A 15,795-nucleotide genomic window follows, 5' to 3' on the forward strand; every position below is an offset into this window, starting at 1 on the left:
CGTCAGCTGGACGCGACGGCGTCGAAGTGCGCGACGGCCTCGTCGACGTCGTCGGTGAGCAGCAGGAGGTCGAGGTCGGACTCCTTGATCTTCCCGTCGGGGAGCATCGTCTGACGCAGCCAGTCCACCAGGCCCTGCCAGTAGGCCGTGCCGAACAGCACGATCGGGAAGGTCGTGACCTTGCCCGTCTGCGACAGCGTGAGCGCCTCGAACAGCTCGTCGAGCGTGCCGAAGCCGCCGGGCATGACGACGTAGCCCTGCGAGTACTTCACGAACATCGTCTTGCGGACGAAGAAGTACCGGAAGTTGATGCCGAGGTCGACCCACTCGTTGAGACCCTGCTCGTGCGGCAGCTCGATGCCCAGGCCGACCGACACGCCGCCGCACTCGCTGGCACCGCGGTTGGCCGCCTCCATGGCGCCCGGGCCGCCGCCGGTGATCACGGCGTACCCGAGCCCGCAGAGCTTCTCGGCCACCTCGCGCGCCTTCTCGTACATCGGGTCGTCGGGCGTCGTGCGCGCGGACCCGAACACGGCCACGGCCGGACCGAGCTCGGACAGGGCACCGAAGCCCTCGACGAACTCGGACTGGATGCGCAGCACGCGCCACGGGTCGGTGTGCACCCAGTCGGTCGGGCCGCGCGAGTCGAGCAGGCGCTGGTCGGTGGTGCTGCTGGGGACGTGGCCGCGGCGCAGGTGCACCGGGCCCTTCTGGTAGCTCATGCGGTCAGCCATCTCCTGAGGGCGTCCTCGACGGAACGCAGGTGCGCGACGGGAACGTGCTCGTCCTGCTTGTGGGCGTAGATCGGGTCGCCGGGTCCGTAGTTGACCGCGGGGATCCCGAGCTGCGTGAACTGCGCGACGTCGGTCCAGCCGAACTTCGGGCGCGGCTCGGCGCCGAGCGTCTCGACGAACGCGGCGGCGGCAGGCTGGTCGAGACCGGGGAGCGCCCCCGGCGCGGAGTCGGTGACGGTCAGCTCGAAGCCGTCGAACACCTCGCGCAGGTGCGCCAGCGCGTCGTCCTCGGACCGGTCGGGCGCGAAGCGGTAGTTGACCGTGACGGTGGCGAGGTCGGGCACGACGTTGCCGGCCACCCCGCCGCTGATGCCGACGGCGTTGAGCCCGTCGCGGTACTCGAGCCCGTCGATCACGACACGCCGCGGCTCGTAGTCGCGCAGGCGCACGAGCACCTCGGCGGCGTCGTGGATGGCGTTGTGCCCGGTCCACGACCGAGCGGCGTGCGCACGCTCGCCCCGGGTGACGACGTCGACACGGATCGTGCCCTGGCAGCCCGCCTCCACGGACGCGACGGACGGCTCCATGAGGATCGCGAAGTCGCCGGCGAGCAGCTCCGGACGTTCGCGCGCGAGCCGACCGAGCCCGTTGAACCGCGCGGCGATCTCCTCGGCCTCGTAGAAGACGTAGGTGACGTCGCGCACCGGCTCGGCGACGGTCGCCGCGAGCTGCAGCGCGACGGCGACGCCGCCCTTCATGTCGCACGTGCCGAGTCCCCAGAGCGTGTCGCCGTCCAGGCGCGTCGGGAAGTTGTCGTTCGCGGGCACGGTGTCGAGGTGCCCGGCGATGACCACACGCTCCGCCCGGCCGAGGTCGGTGCGGGCCACGAGCGTGTGCCCGTCGCGCACGACCGTCAGGTGCGGCGCCGCGAGCAGCACCGCCTCCACCGCGTCGGCGATCTCGGCCTCGTCGAGACTCTCCGACGCGATGTCGCAGAGGTCTGCGGTGAGCTGGACGATGTCGCGGGTCGGGTCGAGCACGGCCATGGCGCCCACTCTAGGGCGCGGCCACCTCTCCCCCGCGGGTGCGTCGGTGCGGCTCCGGCGCTGCGCTGGCGCGGCTTCGACTCGTCCTGCGCTCCGAAAGGGCCTCGACCGGGCGGCTGGGCGGTCGCTGCTCTGGGGTCTCGGGCTGCGGGCCGCGCGGGACGCAAGATTCTGCGTGTGCGCGTCCCATCGGTGGATCTGCAACCTTCTCAGCGCTGTACAGGTGGAGAATCCACCGCCGACAGGGTCAGACGTGGCAGGGCTTCTCCCTTCTCGTGGACCGTGCCACGCGAAGTGAGAAGCGCTGCCCACCCCACCCCCAAGTGCACCCACGATTCTTCCTTCACGCGCTTGAGGCCGAACGATTCTGCGTTGGCGACGGGATCCCGTAGCAAATGCAGAACCGTTGACCCTCCCACGCACCGATGCAGAACCGTGCGCATCACGCGAGCCGCAGCCCGAGTGCCCAACCCAGCGCGGTTGCCAGCCGCCCGGTCGAGGCCCTTTCGGAGACCACCCCCAGCGCCAGCCGAGGCAGCGCACCAGCAAGGTCACGACCCCTGCGGAAGCGCACCCGCAAGTCCACGACCACCACCACCCACGCACCCGCAGGTCGACGACGAGCCGCACTCACGTTGCGCCACGCGCCCTCGCGCGTAGCGTCGAACGCATGGAGATCACCGACGCCCGCGTCCTCGTCGTCGGGGCCACCGGCGCCCTCGGAGGAGGTGTCGCGCAGGCGCTGCACGGCGCCGGGGCGCGGCTGGCGGTCACCGGACGCGACGCCGACCGGCTCGCGGCCGTCGCGTCGGAGCTGGCAGCACCGGCGTACGAGCTCGACGTCGTCGATGTCGAGCGTGCCGCCGCCACGATCGGGGAGGCCGTCGAGGCGCTGGGCGGGCTCGACCTGCTGGTCGTCGCGACCGGGGTCCCCGCGTTCGGGCCGGCGGTCGACACCGACCCTGCCGTGGCCGACGAGCTGTTCGCCGTCAACACGCTCGGCGCGACCGGCGTCGTCCGCGCGGCCCTCCCCCACCTGGACGGCGGCGTGGCCGTGGTGCTCTCGGCGATCCTCGCCGACGCGCCCACCGCCGGCATGGCCGACTACTCCGCCGCGAAGGCCGCGCTCTCGGCGTGGCTCACGGTCGTGCGTCGCGAACGTCGCCGCAGCACCCGCATCGTCGACGTCCGACCCCCGCACCTCGACACCGACCTCGCCGCGCACGCACTCGCCGGCGAGCCACCCCAGCTCCCGGAACCCCTCCCTGCCGCCGAGGTCGTCGACGCCGTGCTGGCCGCCGTCCGCGACGACAAGGCCACCGAGGTCGTCTGGGACCGACGAGAGGGCCTGGTGGTCCGATGAACGAGCACCTGACGACGTCCGACGTGCTGCGCGACGCGTTCGGGAGGGTCCGCGAGCTGGTCGAGCAGCAGTGCGCCGACCTCGACGAGCGCACAGCGACGTACCGCGTCGACCTCGACGCGAACACCCCGATCTGGCTCCTGTGGCACCTCTCTCGCGTGCAGGACGACCACGTGGCCGGGCTGGCCGGCACCGACCAGGCGTGGGAGCGCTGGCGCGACCTCTTCGCCCTCCCCTTCGAGCCCGGCGACATCGGCTACGGGCACGACAGCGACCAGGTCGCGGCCGTCCGCACCGACCCCGACCTGGTGGCGCGCTACCACGGCGACGTGCACGCGCTGACCCTCGCCTACCTCGACCGCGTCGACGGTGCCGAGCTCGCGCGCGTGGTCGACGAGGACTGGGACCCGCCGGTCACCGCCGGGGTGCGCCTGGTCAGCGTCCTGGGCGACACCCTGCAGCACCTCGGCCAAGCAGCCTTCGTGGTCGGGGTCGCGCAGCGCCGTCGACGCTAGGGTGCGATGCATGCCCGTCGCACTCGTGACCGGGGCGGCCCGACCGGACAGCCTCGCCGCCGCCATCGTGCCTCGACTCGTGGAGGACGGCTGGGAGGTGGCGACGTCCGATCTGCACGGCACCGACCACGACGTCGACCTGTCCACCCCGCACGGCCCCGACGACCTGCTCGCCGCCGTCAGCCGTGAGCGCGGACCGGTGGGCGCACTCGTGCTCAGCCACGCGCACGGCGTGGAGAGCGGCCTGCTGGACACGACCGCTGAGAGCTTCGACCGGCACGTCGCCGTGAACGCCCGCGCGAATCTGCTGCTCATCGCCGGCTTCGCGCGCCAGGTGCCCGAGGGCGGCGGCGCCGTCGTCGCCCTCACGAGCGACCACACAACCGGCAACCTGCCCTACGGCGCCTCCAAGGGCGCGCTCGATCGCATCGTGATCTCGGCAGCGCGCGAGCTGGGCCCGATGGGGATCAGCGCGAACGTGCTGAATCCGGGGCCGGTCGACACGGGATGGATGGACGACGAGCTGCGCGCCGGTCTCCTGCCGCACCACCCGCTGGGCCGACTGGGCACGCAGCGCGACGTCGCCGACGTCGTCGCGTTCCTGCTGTCCCCCGCCGGACGCTGGGTCTCGGGTCAGCTGCTGAACGCCGACGGCGGGTTCTCGGCCCGTTACTAGAGCCGCGGCGCGCTGGGAGCGAGGCGCTGGAAGAGCACGTGGTCCTGCCACCGTCCCTGGATGCGCAGGTACTGCGGGGCGACGCCGAACCGTTCGAAGCCGCACCGCTCGAGCACCGCCTGCGAACGGTGGTTGTGCACGAGGGTGCCGGCCTGCAGACGGTGCAAGCCGAGCACCTCGAAGGCGTGCACGGACGCCTCCTCGACGGCGCGGGTCATGAGCCCGCGACCCTGCACGTCGGCGGCGAGCCAGTACCCCAGGTGGGCGTTCTCGAAGGCACCGCGCACGACGTCGTTGAGGTTGAGCTCGCCGACGACCTCGCCGCCCTCCTCGACCACCACGAAGTAGGCGCCCCGTCCTTCGGCCATCGCGAGCAGCCGCGCCTCGACCACCTCGAGCTGTCCCTCGACCGTGTAGAAGCGGTCGGGTCGGGACGGGCTCCACGGATCGAGGTGAGCCCGGTGGTCGGTCCAGAGCCGGCTCAGCACCTCCGCGTCGGCGGGGTCGAGCACCCGCAGGACGCTCACGTGTCGGCTCGCTCGAACACGCAGAACTCGTTGCCGTCGGGGTCGGCCATGACCGTCCAGCGCACCTCGTCGTCGGGACGTCGCAGGAGCGTCGCCCCGCGCTCGACGAGGTCGGCGACCGTGCCGTCGGCGAGCGTGACGTCCCAGTGGATCCGGTTCTTGACCGTCTTGGGCTCGGGCACCGAGCAGAACACGACGCCTTCGCACGGCAGCCCGGGCACGTCCTCGACCCAGCTGAAGCCGCCGTCGGCGTCGGTGCCGACCTGCCCTCCCCACACGCCCTGCCACCAGGCGGCCGCGGCGCGGTGGTCGACGACGTCGACGCAGACCTCGTAGAGCCGGTACGCGGGCACGGCGTCGCGCACGAACGTGCAGAGCTCGTCGCCCTCGGGCCCGGCGACGACGGTCCAGCGGAACGCTCCCTCCGCACTGAGCCGCGTCGTCCCCGACGGCACCTCCTCGGCGGCGTGGACGTCGAGGTGCACACGGTCCTTGACGGTCTTCGGCTCGGGCACGCGGTTGACCCAGACGGTGTGCTCGGGCGTCGGCCCCACGAGGTGCGCGTCGTCACCGTCGAGGACCGCGTCGAGACCGAGCAGCGCCGCCCACGACGGAGCCGCGGAGGTCGGGTCGCCCGCGTCGATGCAGAGGTCCTTCCAGGTGACGAGAGGCATGCGTCTCACGCTAGACCCGCTCCCCGACAGCGGCCAGCCACGGCTCGATAGATTGGCTCCCATGAGCGAGAACAGCGCGCACGGGTACGGTCTGGCCACCCTCACCGAGGACGGCGACGTCCTCGACGTCTGGTTCCCCGAGCCCCGTCTCGGCGTCCCGGCGCACGACCCGGAGCCCGAGGAGCTCACCGCGCTGACGGGCGACGATCCGGTCCGTCAGGTGCGCAAGGCGGTCGTGCACGTCGTCGTCGACGACCTCGCCGCCGCTCCTGCCGACACCTACGACGTGTGGCTGCGCCTGCACCTGCTGTCGCACCGGCTCGTCAAGCCGCACGGCCTCAACCTCGACGGCCAGTTCGGCCTGCTCACGAACGTCGTGTGGACGACGATCGGCCCGTGCGCCGTCGCCGGCTTCGAGCACACCCGCGCCCGCGCCCGCGCCGCCGGTCTGACGGTGAACGTCACGAGCATCGACAAGTTCCCGCGCATGACCGACTACGTCATCCCCTCCGGCGTGCGCATCGGCGACGCCGACCGGGTGCGGCTCGGTGCGCACCTCGCGGAGGGCACCACCGTCATGCACGAGGGCTTCGTGAACTTCAACGCCGGGACGCTCGGCCACGCGATGGTCGAGGGTCGGATCTCGGCGGGCGTCGTGGTCGGCGACGGCACCGACATCGGCGGCGGTGCCAGCATCATGGGCACGCTCTCCGGCGGCGGCACGCAGGTCATCTCCATCGGCAGCGGGAGCCTGCTCGGCGCGAACTCGGGCATCGGCATCTCCCTCGGCGACGACTGCGTCGTGGCGGCCGGCTGCTACGTCACCGCCGGCACGAAGGTGCGCACCCCGGACGGCACGGTCGTCAAGGCGGCCGAGCTGAGCGGCCAGGACAACCTGCTGTTCCTCACCAACAGCGAGACCGGCCAGGTCGAGGCGCGACCGCGTGGCGAGCGTCGCGGCATCGAGCTCAACTCCGACCTGCACGCCAACTGAGCGACGTCGCCGCGGCCCGGCCACCGGGGGCGGACCCGCGGCGGTGCGCGACCGGTGCGACGTCGTGCCCTCGCGTCGTCGCCCGCGGGTGGGTCCGTCTGCCTAGGGTGGCGCCGTGAAGCTGCGCTGGGTCCTCCTCGTCACCGTGCTGGTGGCCGGTGGCCTGGTGGTCACGGTCTTCACCGACCGCCAGCCGCGTCGCAGCGAGTACTGCGTGGCCCGCGTGGGCGACACGGTGGCACAGGTCGACGTCGAGCAGGCGCGCTGGTCGTCGTTGATGGCAGCGCTGGCGCAGAACCGGGGACTGCCGCCGCGGGCGACGACGATCGCGATCGCGACCGCGTTCCAGGAGTCGAAGATCCGCAACATCGACTACGGCGACCGCGACTCGGTCGGGCTGTTCCAGCAGCGTCCGTCGCAGGGCTGGGGCACGGTCGACCAGATCATGGACCCGGCGTACGCGATCGGCAGGTTCTACGACGGGCTCGAGAAGGTCGACGGGTACGCGAGCAAGCGGATCACCGTCGCGGCGCAGGAGGTGCAGCGCTCCGCCTTCCCGGGCGCCTACGCGCAGCACGAGGACTACGCGCGGGCGCTGTCGTCGGCCCTGCGCGGCTACAGCCCGGCGGCGTTCACGTGCCAGCTGAACCCGGTGGGCGGCGGGAACGTGCGCAGCGTCGCGGCCGACGTCGACGCGGCGTTCGGCGAGATCGAGCACACGAGCGACGAGGCGCAGGACGAGCTGACGTTCCGGTTCGCGGGCGCCCGGGCCGACGTGCGGGCACGCGGCTGGGCGCTGGCGCACTACCTGGTGGCCAACGCCGAGCACCTGAAGGTCGCCGCCGTCTCCTTCGACGGTCGACGCTGGAGCGCCGAGGACTCCCCCGACGGGTGGGTGCGCGACACCGGCGCCCGCCGCGACCGGGTCGTCGCATCCCTGCGCTGACTCGTCGGCGGTAGGTGACGCGCGTCAGCGAGGGTCGGTACCGCGCGCGACCTACCTGCACGCGTCGTTCCGCGCGTCACCTACCGCCCTGGCGGGGGTGCCGGGCCGTGGGCGGCGCGGGCCTGGCGGGGGTGCCGGGCCGTGGGCGGCAAAGTGAACAGTGACACCCGCCCTACTCACGAGTCACGAAGCCCGGCCATACTGACGGGCAGTCCCGCCGTCTGCAGGAAGAGAAGCCACGTGCGCAACCCCCGTGCATTCCTCCGTCCCCTCGCGGTCGGAGCGCCCGCTCCGCTGTCCGAGGTGCCGTTCCGTCCGTCCCGGATGATCCACTTCTTCGACCCGAGCAACGAGAAGATGGCGGCCAAGGTGCCGGACATCGCGAAGAAGGTCGACATCATCCTCGGCAACCTCGAGGACGCGATCAAGACCGAGAAGAAGGAGGCCGCTCGCCAGGGTCTCGTCGACATCGCGAAGGCGACCGACTTCGGCGACACGCAGCTCTGGGTGCGCGTGAACAGCCTCGACTCGCCGTGGGTCCTCGACGACCTGACGACGCTGGTGACGGAGGTCGGCGACAAGCTCGACGTCATCATGGTGCCGAAGGTCGAGGGTGCGCAGGACATCCACTACGTCGACCGGCTGCTGGCGCAGCTGGAGGCGAAGGGGAACGTGCGCAAGCCGCTGCTGGTGCACGCGATCCTCGAGACCGCGCTCGGCATGACGAACGTCGAGGAGATCGCGGCGGCGAGCCCGCGCATGCAGGGCATCAGCCTCGGCCCGGCCGACCTCGCAGCGAGCCGTCGCATGAAGACGACACGTGTCGGCGGCGGGCACCCGGGCTACCTGGTGCGTCAGGACCCGACGGGTGAGGACCTCACCGAGGGTCGCACGACGTACCAGCAGGACCTGTGGCACTACACGATCGCGCGCATGGTCGACGCCTGCGCCGCGAACGACATCCTCCCGTTCTACGGCCCGTTCGGCGACATCAAGGACGTCGTGGCGTGCGAGGACCAGTTCCGCAACGCGTTCCTGCTGGGCTGCGTGGGCGCGTGGAGCCTGCACCCGGTGCAGATCGACATCGCGAAGAAGGTGTTCTCCCCGAGCGCCGAGGACGTGGCGCACGCGAAGGAGGTCGTCGAGGCGATGGGCGACGGCTCCGGTGCGGTGATGATCAACGGCAAGATGGAGGACGACGCGTCCTGCAAGCAGTGCCTCGTGATGCTCGACCTGGCCCGTGAGCTGGCCGAGCGCGACCCCGAGCTGAAGGAGCTGTACGCCCTGTGAGCACCACTCCCGCCCCCATCCGTCCCCGCCGCTCGGTGCTGTACATGCCGGGCGCGAACGAGCGCGCGCTCGAGAAGGCGAAGACGATCGACGCCGACGCGCTGATCCTCGACCTCGAGGACTCGGTGGCCCCGGACGCCAAGGTCCAGGGTCGCGAGAACGTGGTCGCGGCGGTCCGGTCCGGCGAGTACGGCCACCGCGAGCTGGCGATCCGCGTGAACTCGATCGGCACCGAGTGGCACGACGCCGACGTCGAGGCGGCGAGCCAGGCCGGTCCCGACGCGATCCTCGTGCCGAAGGTCGAGTCGGCGGAGCAGGTGCTCGCGCTCGTCGAGGCGCTGGAGCGGCACGGCGCGCCGGACCACACGCAGCTCTGGGCGATGATCGAGACGCCGCGCGCGCTGCTGCACGCGGAGGAGATCGCGGCGGCCCACGAGCGGCTCACGGTCGTCGTCATGGGCACGAACGACATCGTCAACGAGACGTACGGCCTGCACGTCCCCGGTCGCAACGCGACGGTGCTGACGTCGCTCGCGTGGACGTTGCTGGCGGTGCGCGCGGCCGGCAAGGTGGTCATCGACGGCGTGTACAACGCGGTGAAGGACCCGGAGGGCTTCGAGGCCGAGGCGCGCCAGGGTCGGGAGATGGGCTTCGACGGCAAGACGCTCATCCACCCCTCGCAGGTGGAGCCCGCGAACGTCGCGTTCGCGCCGTCGGCCGACGACGTCGAGCGCGCGCAGGGCCTCATCGACACGTTCGAGGAGGCGAAGGCCGCCGGGCAGGGCGTCGTGACCTTCAACGGCAAGATGGTGGAGGAGCTGCACGTGCGCGACGCGCGGCGCATCCTCGCCTTCCACGAGGCGCTGCAGGGTCGCTGACCACCCGCAGGCAGGGCCCCGTCCGCGTGGACGGGGCCCTGCGTGCGTCCGGCGTCAGCCGACGACGGCTGCCGCGACGGCGACGGCGGGCACCGACAGCACGGTGGTGGCGAAGACGGCGTCGCGCGCCAGCACCGTGGACCGGTCGTAGCGCACGGCGATGACGAAGATGTTCTGCGCGGCGGGCAGCGCGGCGAGCACGGTGACGGCCAGCAGCGGGGCTCCCTCCATGCCGAGCGCGAAGCGGCCGACCGTGTACGCCACCACGGGCTGCACCGCGAGCTTCAGCGTCACGATCAGCGCGAGCACCGGTGCGCTGCCACCGCTGCCCGGGCGGGGTCCGAGCCGCAGCGAGACGCCGTAGGCGATCAGCATGGCGGGCACCGCCATGGCCCCGACGAGGCCGAGCGGCTCGTCGACGAGCCGAGGGAGCCGCACGTCGGTGAGCGAGAGGGTGAGCCCGAGCAGCGACCCGACGGTCAGGGGCGTGCGCAGCGGTCGGGTGACGAAGCGGTGCCACGGCACCCGGTGCTCCGCGACGGCGACGTCGAGCACCGCGAGGGCGATCGGCTGCAGCACCAGCATCTGCAGCAGCAGGGTCGGCGCGACGAGCGCAGCGTCGCCGAGCACGTAGGCCGCGATCGGCAGACCGAGGTTGCCGGCGTTGACGTACGCCGAGCAGAGCGCGCCGACCACCGTGTCGGCGAGACCCTGGCGCAGCACCAGCCGCGCCACCGCCACGTAGAGCAGGACGACCGTGACCACGGCGCAGCCGGTGGCGACGAGGTTGCGCGACAGCACCGCGGAGACGTCGGCGTCCTGCAGCACCGTGATCATCAGGGCCGGGCTCGCGACGTAGAACGCGAGCCGCGACAGCACGACCTGGGCGCTGAGGTCGAAGACCCGCAGGTGCGCCAGCAGGGCACCGAGCGCGATCAGGGCGCCGATGGTGGTGAACCCCTCCAGGACGCCGCTCATCGCCCTCATCGTCGCAGAGCGCCGCCACGCTCACGGCACCAGGCCGGCCCCAGCACCCCCCGCCGCTGCTCCCTCGTTCCCGCGTTCTGTGGACCTTACGACAGTCTCCACGCGGGAGATCGTCATCATCTCCACAGAACGCGGGGAGGGCGTCGTGGTCCGGGGACGACGAGGGGCCCCGTCCAGGTGGACGGGGCCCCTCGCGACGCGTGGCGTCTACCTCTGGGTCAGCATCTGCAGCCGGTGGGCGTCCTGCAGCGCCTGCATCTCGCGGCGCTGTCGGACGGCCTCCAGCAGCACCTGACGGTCGGTGTCGGACATCTCGTCCCAGGCGCGCTTGCGGCGGGCACGGGAGCGTTCGGGCTTCCTGGCCATCGCGTTCACCCCCTCTCCGGATGTCGTGGTGACGTCGTGTCCGTCTCGGTCGACCCGGGTGGGGGTCGTGGCGATCTGGGTGGTCGTCGGGGTGTCTGCGGGCAAGGTGTCGATGTCGTCGTGCTGGTTCATTGCGCGCCTCCTCTCTGTGAGTCGGGTGGGTGGGATCGAGGACAGGGTGGGATCGAAGGGACGGACGTCGTGGGCGGACACGAGAAGAGCCGCTCAGGACACGGGGTCCGGAGCGGCTCGGGGGCCGGGCAGCTGGTGCCGGCTAACGAGGGACTGCTCCGAGGACGTGGGTGCCGAAGGACGCGACGGCGGACGCGCGATCGAAGGCGATCGGGGTCGTGGTCTGGGTCATGCGGCTCACCTCCTCGGGCGGTCGGGTGAGAGCAACGTAGCGCACCGCGACGCTGGGGCGCCACCCCTTGCGTCGGCGCGTCGAGGCTGCCGGCACGGACGACCGGCTCAGGGACCGACGTCGAGCGCCTCGTCGATCTCGTCGCGCGTGGCACCGCAGACGTACAGCAGGTCGGCGGCGATGGACCGGACCTGGGCGGTGATGGCCGCCGTGTTGAGAGTCATCGTGGCGGGCAGCGCCTCGACCGCGATGCGGACCGCGGCGACGAGCCGCTCGCGCGCACCGGCGAAGTCGTCGAGCGTCGACAGGTCGTCGGCGACGAGGTCGACCGCCTCGGCGAGCTCCTCGACCGACAGCCAGAGCGCGTCGGGGCCCGTCTCGCCGTGGCGCAGCATGGCGCTGGCGCGGCGGGCCAGGACCCGGGCGTCCCGGATGGCGTTGTCGAAGTCGCGCACCGCCCCGACGTAGAGGGCCAGGTGGTCGCGCTGGCGCCACCGCAGCGGGGACATGCGCGCGATCTCGCTGACGTTGGCGGCGGTCGCGTCGAGCGACTCGATGCTGCTCTGCAGGCCTCGGGCCCGCGTGAGCGCGTCGTCGGCGACCGTCGAGTCCGACTCGCGCAGCGCCCGGCCGGTGCCACGGAGCACCGAGGCGAGCTGCCGCAGGAGCCGCTGGACCTCGGCGTCGATGTCGCGCACGGGGTTGCGCGGGATCAGCAGCACCATGGCCATGCCGCAGAGGCCTCCGACGAGCGCGTCGAGGAACCGGGTCAGGGCAGGGTTGCCCGCACCCGGCACGGGCACGACGGCGGCCAGCAGGACGGCCGAGCTGGCCGCCTGGGTGAGCGCGAGCCCGCGGATGCCGGTGAGGGTGGCCGCGGCGACGGTCAGGAGCACGACGAGAGCCATCTGCGCCGGACCACGTCCGATGGTGAGGATGATCAGCTCGCCCACCAGCACGCCCAGCGCGACGCCGACGACCACCTCGAAGAGCGTGCGTCCGCGCAGCCCACCTCCCGCGGTGATGACGACGACCGCGGCGATGGGCGCGAAGAACGCCTGCTGGTGGCCGAACACCTGGGTGGCCACGAGGAAGGCGAGCGACGACGCGGCCCCGAGGCGGAGCATGAGCCGCCAGCGACGACGGAGCAGACGCAGGCGGTCGACGAACGTCTCCTCGCTGCGCAGCAGCCGGATGCGGCGCAGGGGCACCTCACGTCCGGTCCCGCTCATCCGTCCTCCGCTCCCTGGCCGCGGCCCGTGGCCGCCACCGTCCGCCGCACCCTCACAGGTACAGGCCGGTCTGGCCCTCCTCGATGCGCTCGGAGGCGACGGCGTGCAGGTCGCGCTCGCGCAGCAGCACGAAGCTCTCGCCGCGCACCTCGACCTCCGCCCGCTCCTCCGGGTCGAAGAGGACCCGGTCGCCGACCTCGACCGCGCGCACGTGCGCGCCCGTCGCCTCGACCTTGGCCCACGAGAGGCGCTTGCCCATGGCGGCCGTGGCCGGGATCAGGATGCCGCCGCCGGAGCGCCGCTCCCCCGCCTCGTCGTCGAGGGAGACGAGCAGCCGGTCGTGCAGCATGCGGATCGCGAGCTTGCCGCGCTCGGCCATGGTCAGCCCAGCACCTTGCGCAGGACGACGACGGCGGCGACCGTGCCCACGACGCCGAGGACGACCGGCACGACGTTCTCGTAGCGCAGGCTGCCGTCGGGGGCGACGAAGCGGCCCTTGACGTCCTCCAGGGTCCGGCGGGCGATGTTCTTGGGGTTCGTCCGGTCGACCAGGGCGTCGACGGTGTCGGCCAGGCGCTCGCGGATCTGCTCGATCTCGTCGACCAGCTCGTCGCTCTGTGACGTCACAAGGTGCCTCTCGTCGGGTCGGACTGACCTTGCAAGGATAGGACCCATGACGACGCGACTGCAGCCCGGTGACACCGCACCCGACTTCACCCTCCCGGACGACACCGGCGCGGAGGTGACGCTCTCGGACCTGCGCGGCCAGAAGGTGATCGTGTACTTCTACCCTGCGGCCATGACGCCCGGCTGCACGAAGCAGGCGTGCGACTTCTCCGACTCGATCGACCGGCTGCAGGCCGAGGGCTACACGGTGCTCGGCATCAGCCCGGACAAGCCGGAGAAGCTGCAGAAGTTCCGTGAGCGCGACGGCCTCACCATCACGCTGCTGTCCGACGTCGACAAGGCGGTCATGACGGCCTGGGGCGCGTTCGGGGAGAAGAAGCTGTACGGCAAGGTCGTGGAGGGCGTCATCCGCTCGACGGTCGTCGTCGGCGAGGACGGCACGGTCGAGCTGGCGCAGTACAACGTGAAGGCGACGGGTCACGTGGCGAAGCTGCGCCGCGACCTCGGCCTCGACGCCGCCTGAGGTCGGCGCCGCACTAGACTCGGGCCCGCACCCGCCGGTGTGGTGGAACTGGTAGACACGCAGGATTTAGGTTCCTGTGCCCCTGGGCGTGCAGGTTCGAGTCCTGTCACCGGCACTGGGGCACACACCTGGGCGACACACCTGGCCGGAGCGCCTCGTGCGGCGAGCCACTCGACCGGCACACTGTGCGCATGGTCCTCGTCATCGGTGAGTCCCTCGTCGACATCGTCGAACGGTCCGACGGCTCCCGGTCCGAGCACCCCGGCGGCAGTCCCGCGAACGTCGCGGTCGGGCTCGGTCGGCTGGGCGTGACCCCCGTGCTGGCCACGAGCCTGGCCACCGACGACCTCGGAGCGCTGGTGCGGATGCACCTCGCCGAGTCCGGCGTTCGCCTCATGCCGGGGCTCAAGCAGCTGGAGCGCACCTCCACGGCCGTGGCGACGCTCGCCGACGACGGCAGCGCGACCTACGAGTTCGACATCGTCTGGGACCCGGGTCGGATCTGGGCCGAGGAGGTGCCCGACATCATCCACACGGGGTCGATCGCCGCGTTCCTCGACCCGGGCGCGGACGAGATGGAGGACGCCCTGCGCCGCCTCGCCCCGATGTGCACGGTGACCTTCGACCCCAACGTGCGGCCGAGCCTGCTGCCCAGCCGGGCGGAGGCGCTCGACCGCGTGGAGTCGCTGCTGCCGCTGTGCGACGTCGTCAAGGTCAGCGACGAGGACCTCGCCTGGCTCGAGCCGCACAGCGACCCGGCTGACACCGCGCGCAGCTGGCTGGCTGCCGGCCCCGCCGCCGTGGTGATGACGATGGGTCCGCGGGGTGCACGCACGTACACGCACCGCGGCTCGATCGCCTCGCGCGCCCTGGCCGAGCACGTCGTCGACACGGTCGGCGCCGGCGACGCGTTCATGTCGGGCCTCATCGCGGCCCTGAAGGACGACGGGCTCGACGGGGTCGTCGGCAGCACGCGCCTGCACGCCGCCGACCTGTCGCTGTGGCGCGAGGTCACCGACTTCGCGTCACGCTGCTCGGCGTTCGTCGTGGCCCGGGCAGGCGCTCAGCCGCCGTGGGAGCACGAGCTCTGAGCCCGGCTGCCCCGACGCCGTCAGGGCAGCAGCCGCGGCAGCCCCGCGGAGATCTTCTGGGTCAGCACCCTCGCGACCACGCCGGCCACGCCAGGGACCGGCGCGTCGAAGTGGATGGTGTAGTCGAGCAGCGTGCCGCCGTCCGCAGTCGGCGTGAAGAGCTGGATGCCGCGGTGGCCGCGGAGCGGACTGCCCTGGGTGATCTCGTACTCGATGCGCTCGTCGGGCTCGGAGACCACGACGGTCTCGACGAACGCGGGCAGCGGGCCGATCTTCAGCGTCCGCGCCGAGCCGACGCCGTTGCGCGACGTCTCCCCGTCGCGCAGGCGGGTGATGCTCGCGCCGAACAGCCGGCCGAGGTTCTCGTGCTCGCCGAGCGCGGCGAACACGTCGGCGGGCGCGGAACGGAAGGTGTGGGTCACGTGGACCCGGGGCTGGCCGAGGGGGTGGGGTCCGGGCATGCCCGACATCCTAGAGTGACGGCGTCATGTTCCGTGTCCTGTTCCACGAGCCGCGCATCCCGGGCAACACCGGGAACACGATCAGGCTCGCCGCCGCCACCGGGGCGGAGCTGCACCTCGTCGAGCCCCTCGGCTTCGACCTGTCCGAGCCGAAGCTGCGACGCGCCGGGCTCGACTACCACGACCTCGCCACGCTGCACGTGCACGCCGACCTCGAGGCGGCACTGACCGCACTCGGCGACGCGCGGGTCTTCGCCTTCACCACCGGCGCGACCCGCGCCTACACCGACGTCGCGTACGAGCCCGGCGACGTCCTGCTGTTCGGCGCCGAGCCGACCGGTCTGCCCGAGGAGGTGCAGCAGCACCCCCGCGTGACCGACCGGCTGCGCCTGCCGATGCTGCCCGCCCGACGCTCGATGAACCTCGCGAACTGCGCCGCGATCGTCGTCTACGAGGCCTGGCGCCAGCACGGCTTCGCGGGTGGTCACTGAGCCGTCGGTC

Annotated in this window: 20 protein-coding genes and 1 tRNA gene; 11 read left to right on the plus strand and 10 right to left on the minus strand. The window is 72.1% G+C overall.

Annotated features, from left to right (window positions below; all coding sequences use genetic code 11):
• Positions 1 to 2 precede the first annotated feature (2 nt).
• Positions 3 to 722 (minus strand): TIGR00730 family Rossman fold protein, encoded by a 720-nt coding sequence (locus tag QE370_RS17035; RefSeq protein ID WP_286689331.1) that lies wholly within the window; start codon positions 720 to 722, stop codon positions 3 to 5.
• Positions 719 to 1,780, minus strand: a complete 1,062-nt coding sequence (gene dapE, locus QE370_RS17040) for a succinyl-diaminopimelate desuccinylase (protein ID WP_253024562.1) — start codon at positions 1,778 to 1,780, stop codon at positions 719 to 721. Before dapE ends, QE370_RS17035 begins: the two co-directional genes overlap by 4 nt.
• Before the next feature lie 670 nt (positions 1,781 to 2,450).
• Here dapE and QE370_RS17045 point away from each other — a divergent pair.
• From QE370_RS17045 to QE370_RS17055, 3 genes are read left to right on the plus strand one after another with little or no spacing between them, the layout of a single operon-like run.
• Complete coding sequence (locus tag QE370_RS17045; protein ID WP_309635087.1) at positions 2,451 to 3,143, plus strand: SDR family oxidoreductase; 693 nt, start codon at positions 2,451 to 2,453, stop codon at positions 3,141 to 3,143.
• Positions 3,140 to 3,658, plus strand: a complete 519-nt coding sequence (locus QE370_RS17050) for a mycothiol transferase (RefSeq protein WP_309635088.1) — start codon at positions 3,140 to 3,142, stop codon at positions 3,656 to 3,658. Before QE370_RS17045 ends, QE370_RS17050 begins: the two co-directional genes overlap by 4 nt.
• Before the next feature lie 10 nt (positions 3,659 to 3,668).
• Positions 3,669 to 4,334 carry an SDR family oxidoreductase gene (locus QE370_RS17055; protein WP_309635089.1) on the plus strand — a complete coding sequence of 222 codons (666 nt, stop codon included), beginning with the start codon at positions 3,669 to 3,671 and terminating at the stop codon, positions 4,332 to 4,334.
• Here QE370_RS17055 and QE370_RS17060 read toward each other — a convergent pair.
• A complete protein-coding gene (locus tag QE370_RS17060; protein WP_253024570.1) occupies positions 4,331 to 4,861 on the minus strand; it encodes a GNAT family N-acetyltransferase in 531 nt (176 codons plus the stop codon). The two genes, QE370_RS17055 and QE370_RS17060, sit on opposite strands and share 4 nt — an antisense overlap.
• Positions 4,858 to 5,535: a VOC family protein gene (locus QE370_RS17065; protein WP_309635090.1), complete on the minus strand. Its 678-nt coding sequence runs from the start codon at positions 5,533 to 5,535 to the stop codon at positions 4,858 to 4,860. Before QE370_RS17065 ends, QE370_RS17060 begins: the two co-directional genes overlap by 4 nt.
• Positions 5,536 to 5,596: 61 nt before the next feature.
• Between QE370_RS17065 and dapD the strand changes: the two genes are divergently transcribed.
• The 4 genes from dapD to QE370_RS17085 all read left to right on the plus strand — a co-directional run bounded on the left by dapD (position 5,597) and on the right by QE370_RS17085 (position 9,643).
• Entirely contained in the window at positions 5,597 to 6,529 is a 933-nt protein-coding gene (gene dapD, locus QE370_RS17070; protein WP_309635091.1) for a 2,3,4,5-tetrahydropyridine-2,6-dicarboxylate N-succinyltransferase, read from the plus strand.
• Between the two features lie 115 nt (positions 6,530 to 6,644).
• On the plus strand, positions 6,645 to 7,475 hold the full coding sequence (locus tag QE370_RS17075) for a hypothetical protein (RefSeq protein WP_253024576.1): 831 nt from the start codon (positions 6,645 to 6,647) through the stop codon (positions 7,473 to 7,475).
• 240 nt (positions 7,476 to 7,715) lie between these two features.
• On the plus strand, positions 7,716 to 8,765 hold the full coding sequence (locus QE370_RS17080; RefSeq protein WP_309635092.1) for a CoA ester lyase: 1,050 nt from the start codon (positions 7,716 to 7,718) through the stop codon (positions 8,763 to 8,765).
• Positions 8,762 to 9,643, plus strand: a complete 882-nt coding sequence (locus tag QE370_RS17085; protein ID WP_309635093.1) for a CoA ester lyase — start codon at positions 8,762 to 8,764, stop codon at positions 9,641 to 9,643. The genes QE370_RS17080 and QE370_RS17085 overlap by 4 nt, the downstream gene beginning before the upstream one ends.
• 54 nt (positions 9,644 to 9,697) lie before the next feature.
• Here the strand turns inward: QE370_RS17085 and QE370_RS17090 are convergent, their stop codons facing one another.
• From QE370_RS17090 to QE370_RS17110, 5 genes are all read right to left on the minus strand, one after another.
• Entirely contained in the window at positions 9,698 to 10,621 is a 924-nt protein-coding gene (locus tag QE370_RS17090; protein ID WP_309635094.1) for an AEC family transporter, read from the minus strand.
• A 216-nt stretch (positions 10,622 to 10,837) separates the two neighbouring features.
• Complete coding sequence (locus tag QE370_RS17095) at positions 10,838 to 11,128, minus strand: hypothetical protein (RefSeq protein ID WP_253024583.1); 291 nt, start codon at positions 11,126 to 11,128, stop codon at positions 10,838 to 10,840.
• Between the two features lie 339 nt (positions 11,129 to 11,467).
• The gene (locus tag QE370_RS17100; protein ID WP_253024585.1) at positions 11,468 to 12,592 is read right to left on the minus strand and encodes an aromatic acid exporter family protein; all 1,125 of its coding nucleotides are present in this window, start codon (positions 12,590 to 12,592) and stop codon (positions 11,468 to 11,470) included.
• Between the two features lie 52 nt (positions 12,593 to 12,644).
• The gene (locus QE370_RS17105) at positions 12,645 to 12,971 is read right to left on the minus strand and encodes a co-chaperone GroES (RefSeq protein WP_067855740.1); all 327 of its coding nucleotides are present in this window, start codon (positions 12,969 to 12,971) and stop codon (positions 12,645 to 12,647) included.
• Between the two features lie 2 nt (positions 12,972 to 12,973).
• Positions 12,974 to 13,219: a DUF3618 domain-containing protein gene (locus tag QE370_RS17110; protein ID WP_253024587.1), complete on the minus strand. Its 246-nt coding sequence runs from the start codon at positions 13,217 to 13,219 to the stop codon at positions 12,974 to 12,976.
• 46 nt (positions 13,220 to 13,265) lie between these two features.
• Between QE370_RS17110 and bcp the strand changes: the two genes are divergently transcribed.
• From bcp to QE370_RS17125, 3 genes are all read left to right on the plus strand, one after another.
• Positions 13,266 to 13,742 (plus strand): thioredoxin-dependent thiol peroxidase, encoded by a 477-nt coding sequence (gene bcp, locus QE370_RS17115; RefSeq protein WP_253024589.1) that lies wholly within the window; start codon positions 13,266 to 13,268, stop codon positions 13,740 to 13,742.
• A gap of 33 nt (positions 13,743 to 13,775) precedes the next feature.
• Positions 13,776 to 13,857 (plus strand) — tRNA-Leu (locus QE370_RS17120).
• Between the two features lie 76 nt (positions 13,858 to 13,933).
• The gene (locus QE370_RS17125) at positions 13,934 to 14,833 is read left to right on the plus strand and encodes a carbohydrate kinase (RefSeq protein ID WP_309635095.1); all 900 of its coding nucleotides are present in this window, start codon (positions 13,934 to 13,936) and stop codon (positions 14,831 to 14,833) included.
• Between the two features lie 20 nt (positions 14,834 to 14,853).
• On the opposite strand, the gene QE370_RS17130 is transcribed toward QE370_RS17125, so the two are convergent.
• Positions 14,854 to 15,294 (minus strand): SRPBCC family protein, encoded by a 441-nt coding sequence (locus tag QE370_RS17130; RefSeq protein ID WP_309635096.1) that lies wholly within the window; start codon positions 15,292 to 15,294, stop codon positions 14,854 to 14,856.
• Positions 15,295 to 15,320: 26 nt separating this feature from the next.
• Between QE370_RS17130 and QE370_RS17135 the strand changes: the two genes are divergently transcribed.
• A complete protein-coding gene (locus QE370_RS17135) occupies positions 15,321 to 15,785 on the plus strand; it encodes a tRNA (cytidine(34)-2'-O)-methyltransferase (RefSeq protein ID WP_309635097.1) in 465 nt (154 codons plus the stop codon).
• The last annotated feature ends 10 nt before the right edge of the window (positions 15,786 to 15,795 follow it).

Source organism: Aeromicrobium sp. SORGH_AS_0981, assembly GCF_031453195.1.
Lineage (GTDB): Bacteria > Actinomycetota > Actinomycetes > Propionibacteriales > Nocardioidaceae > Aeromicrobium.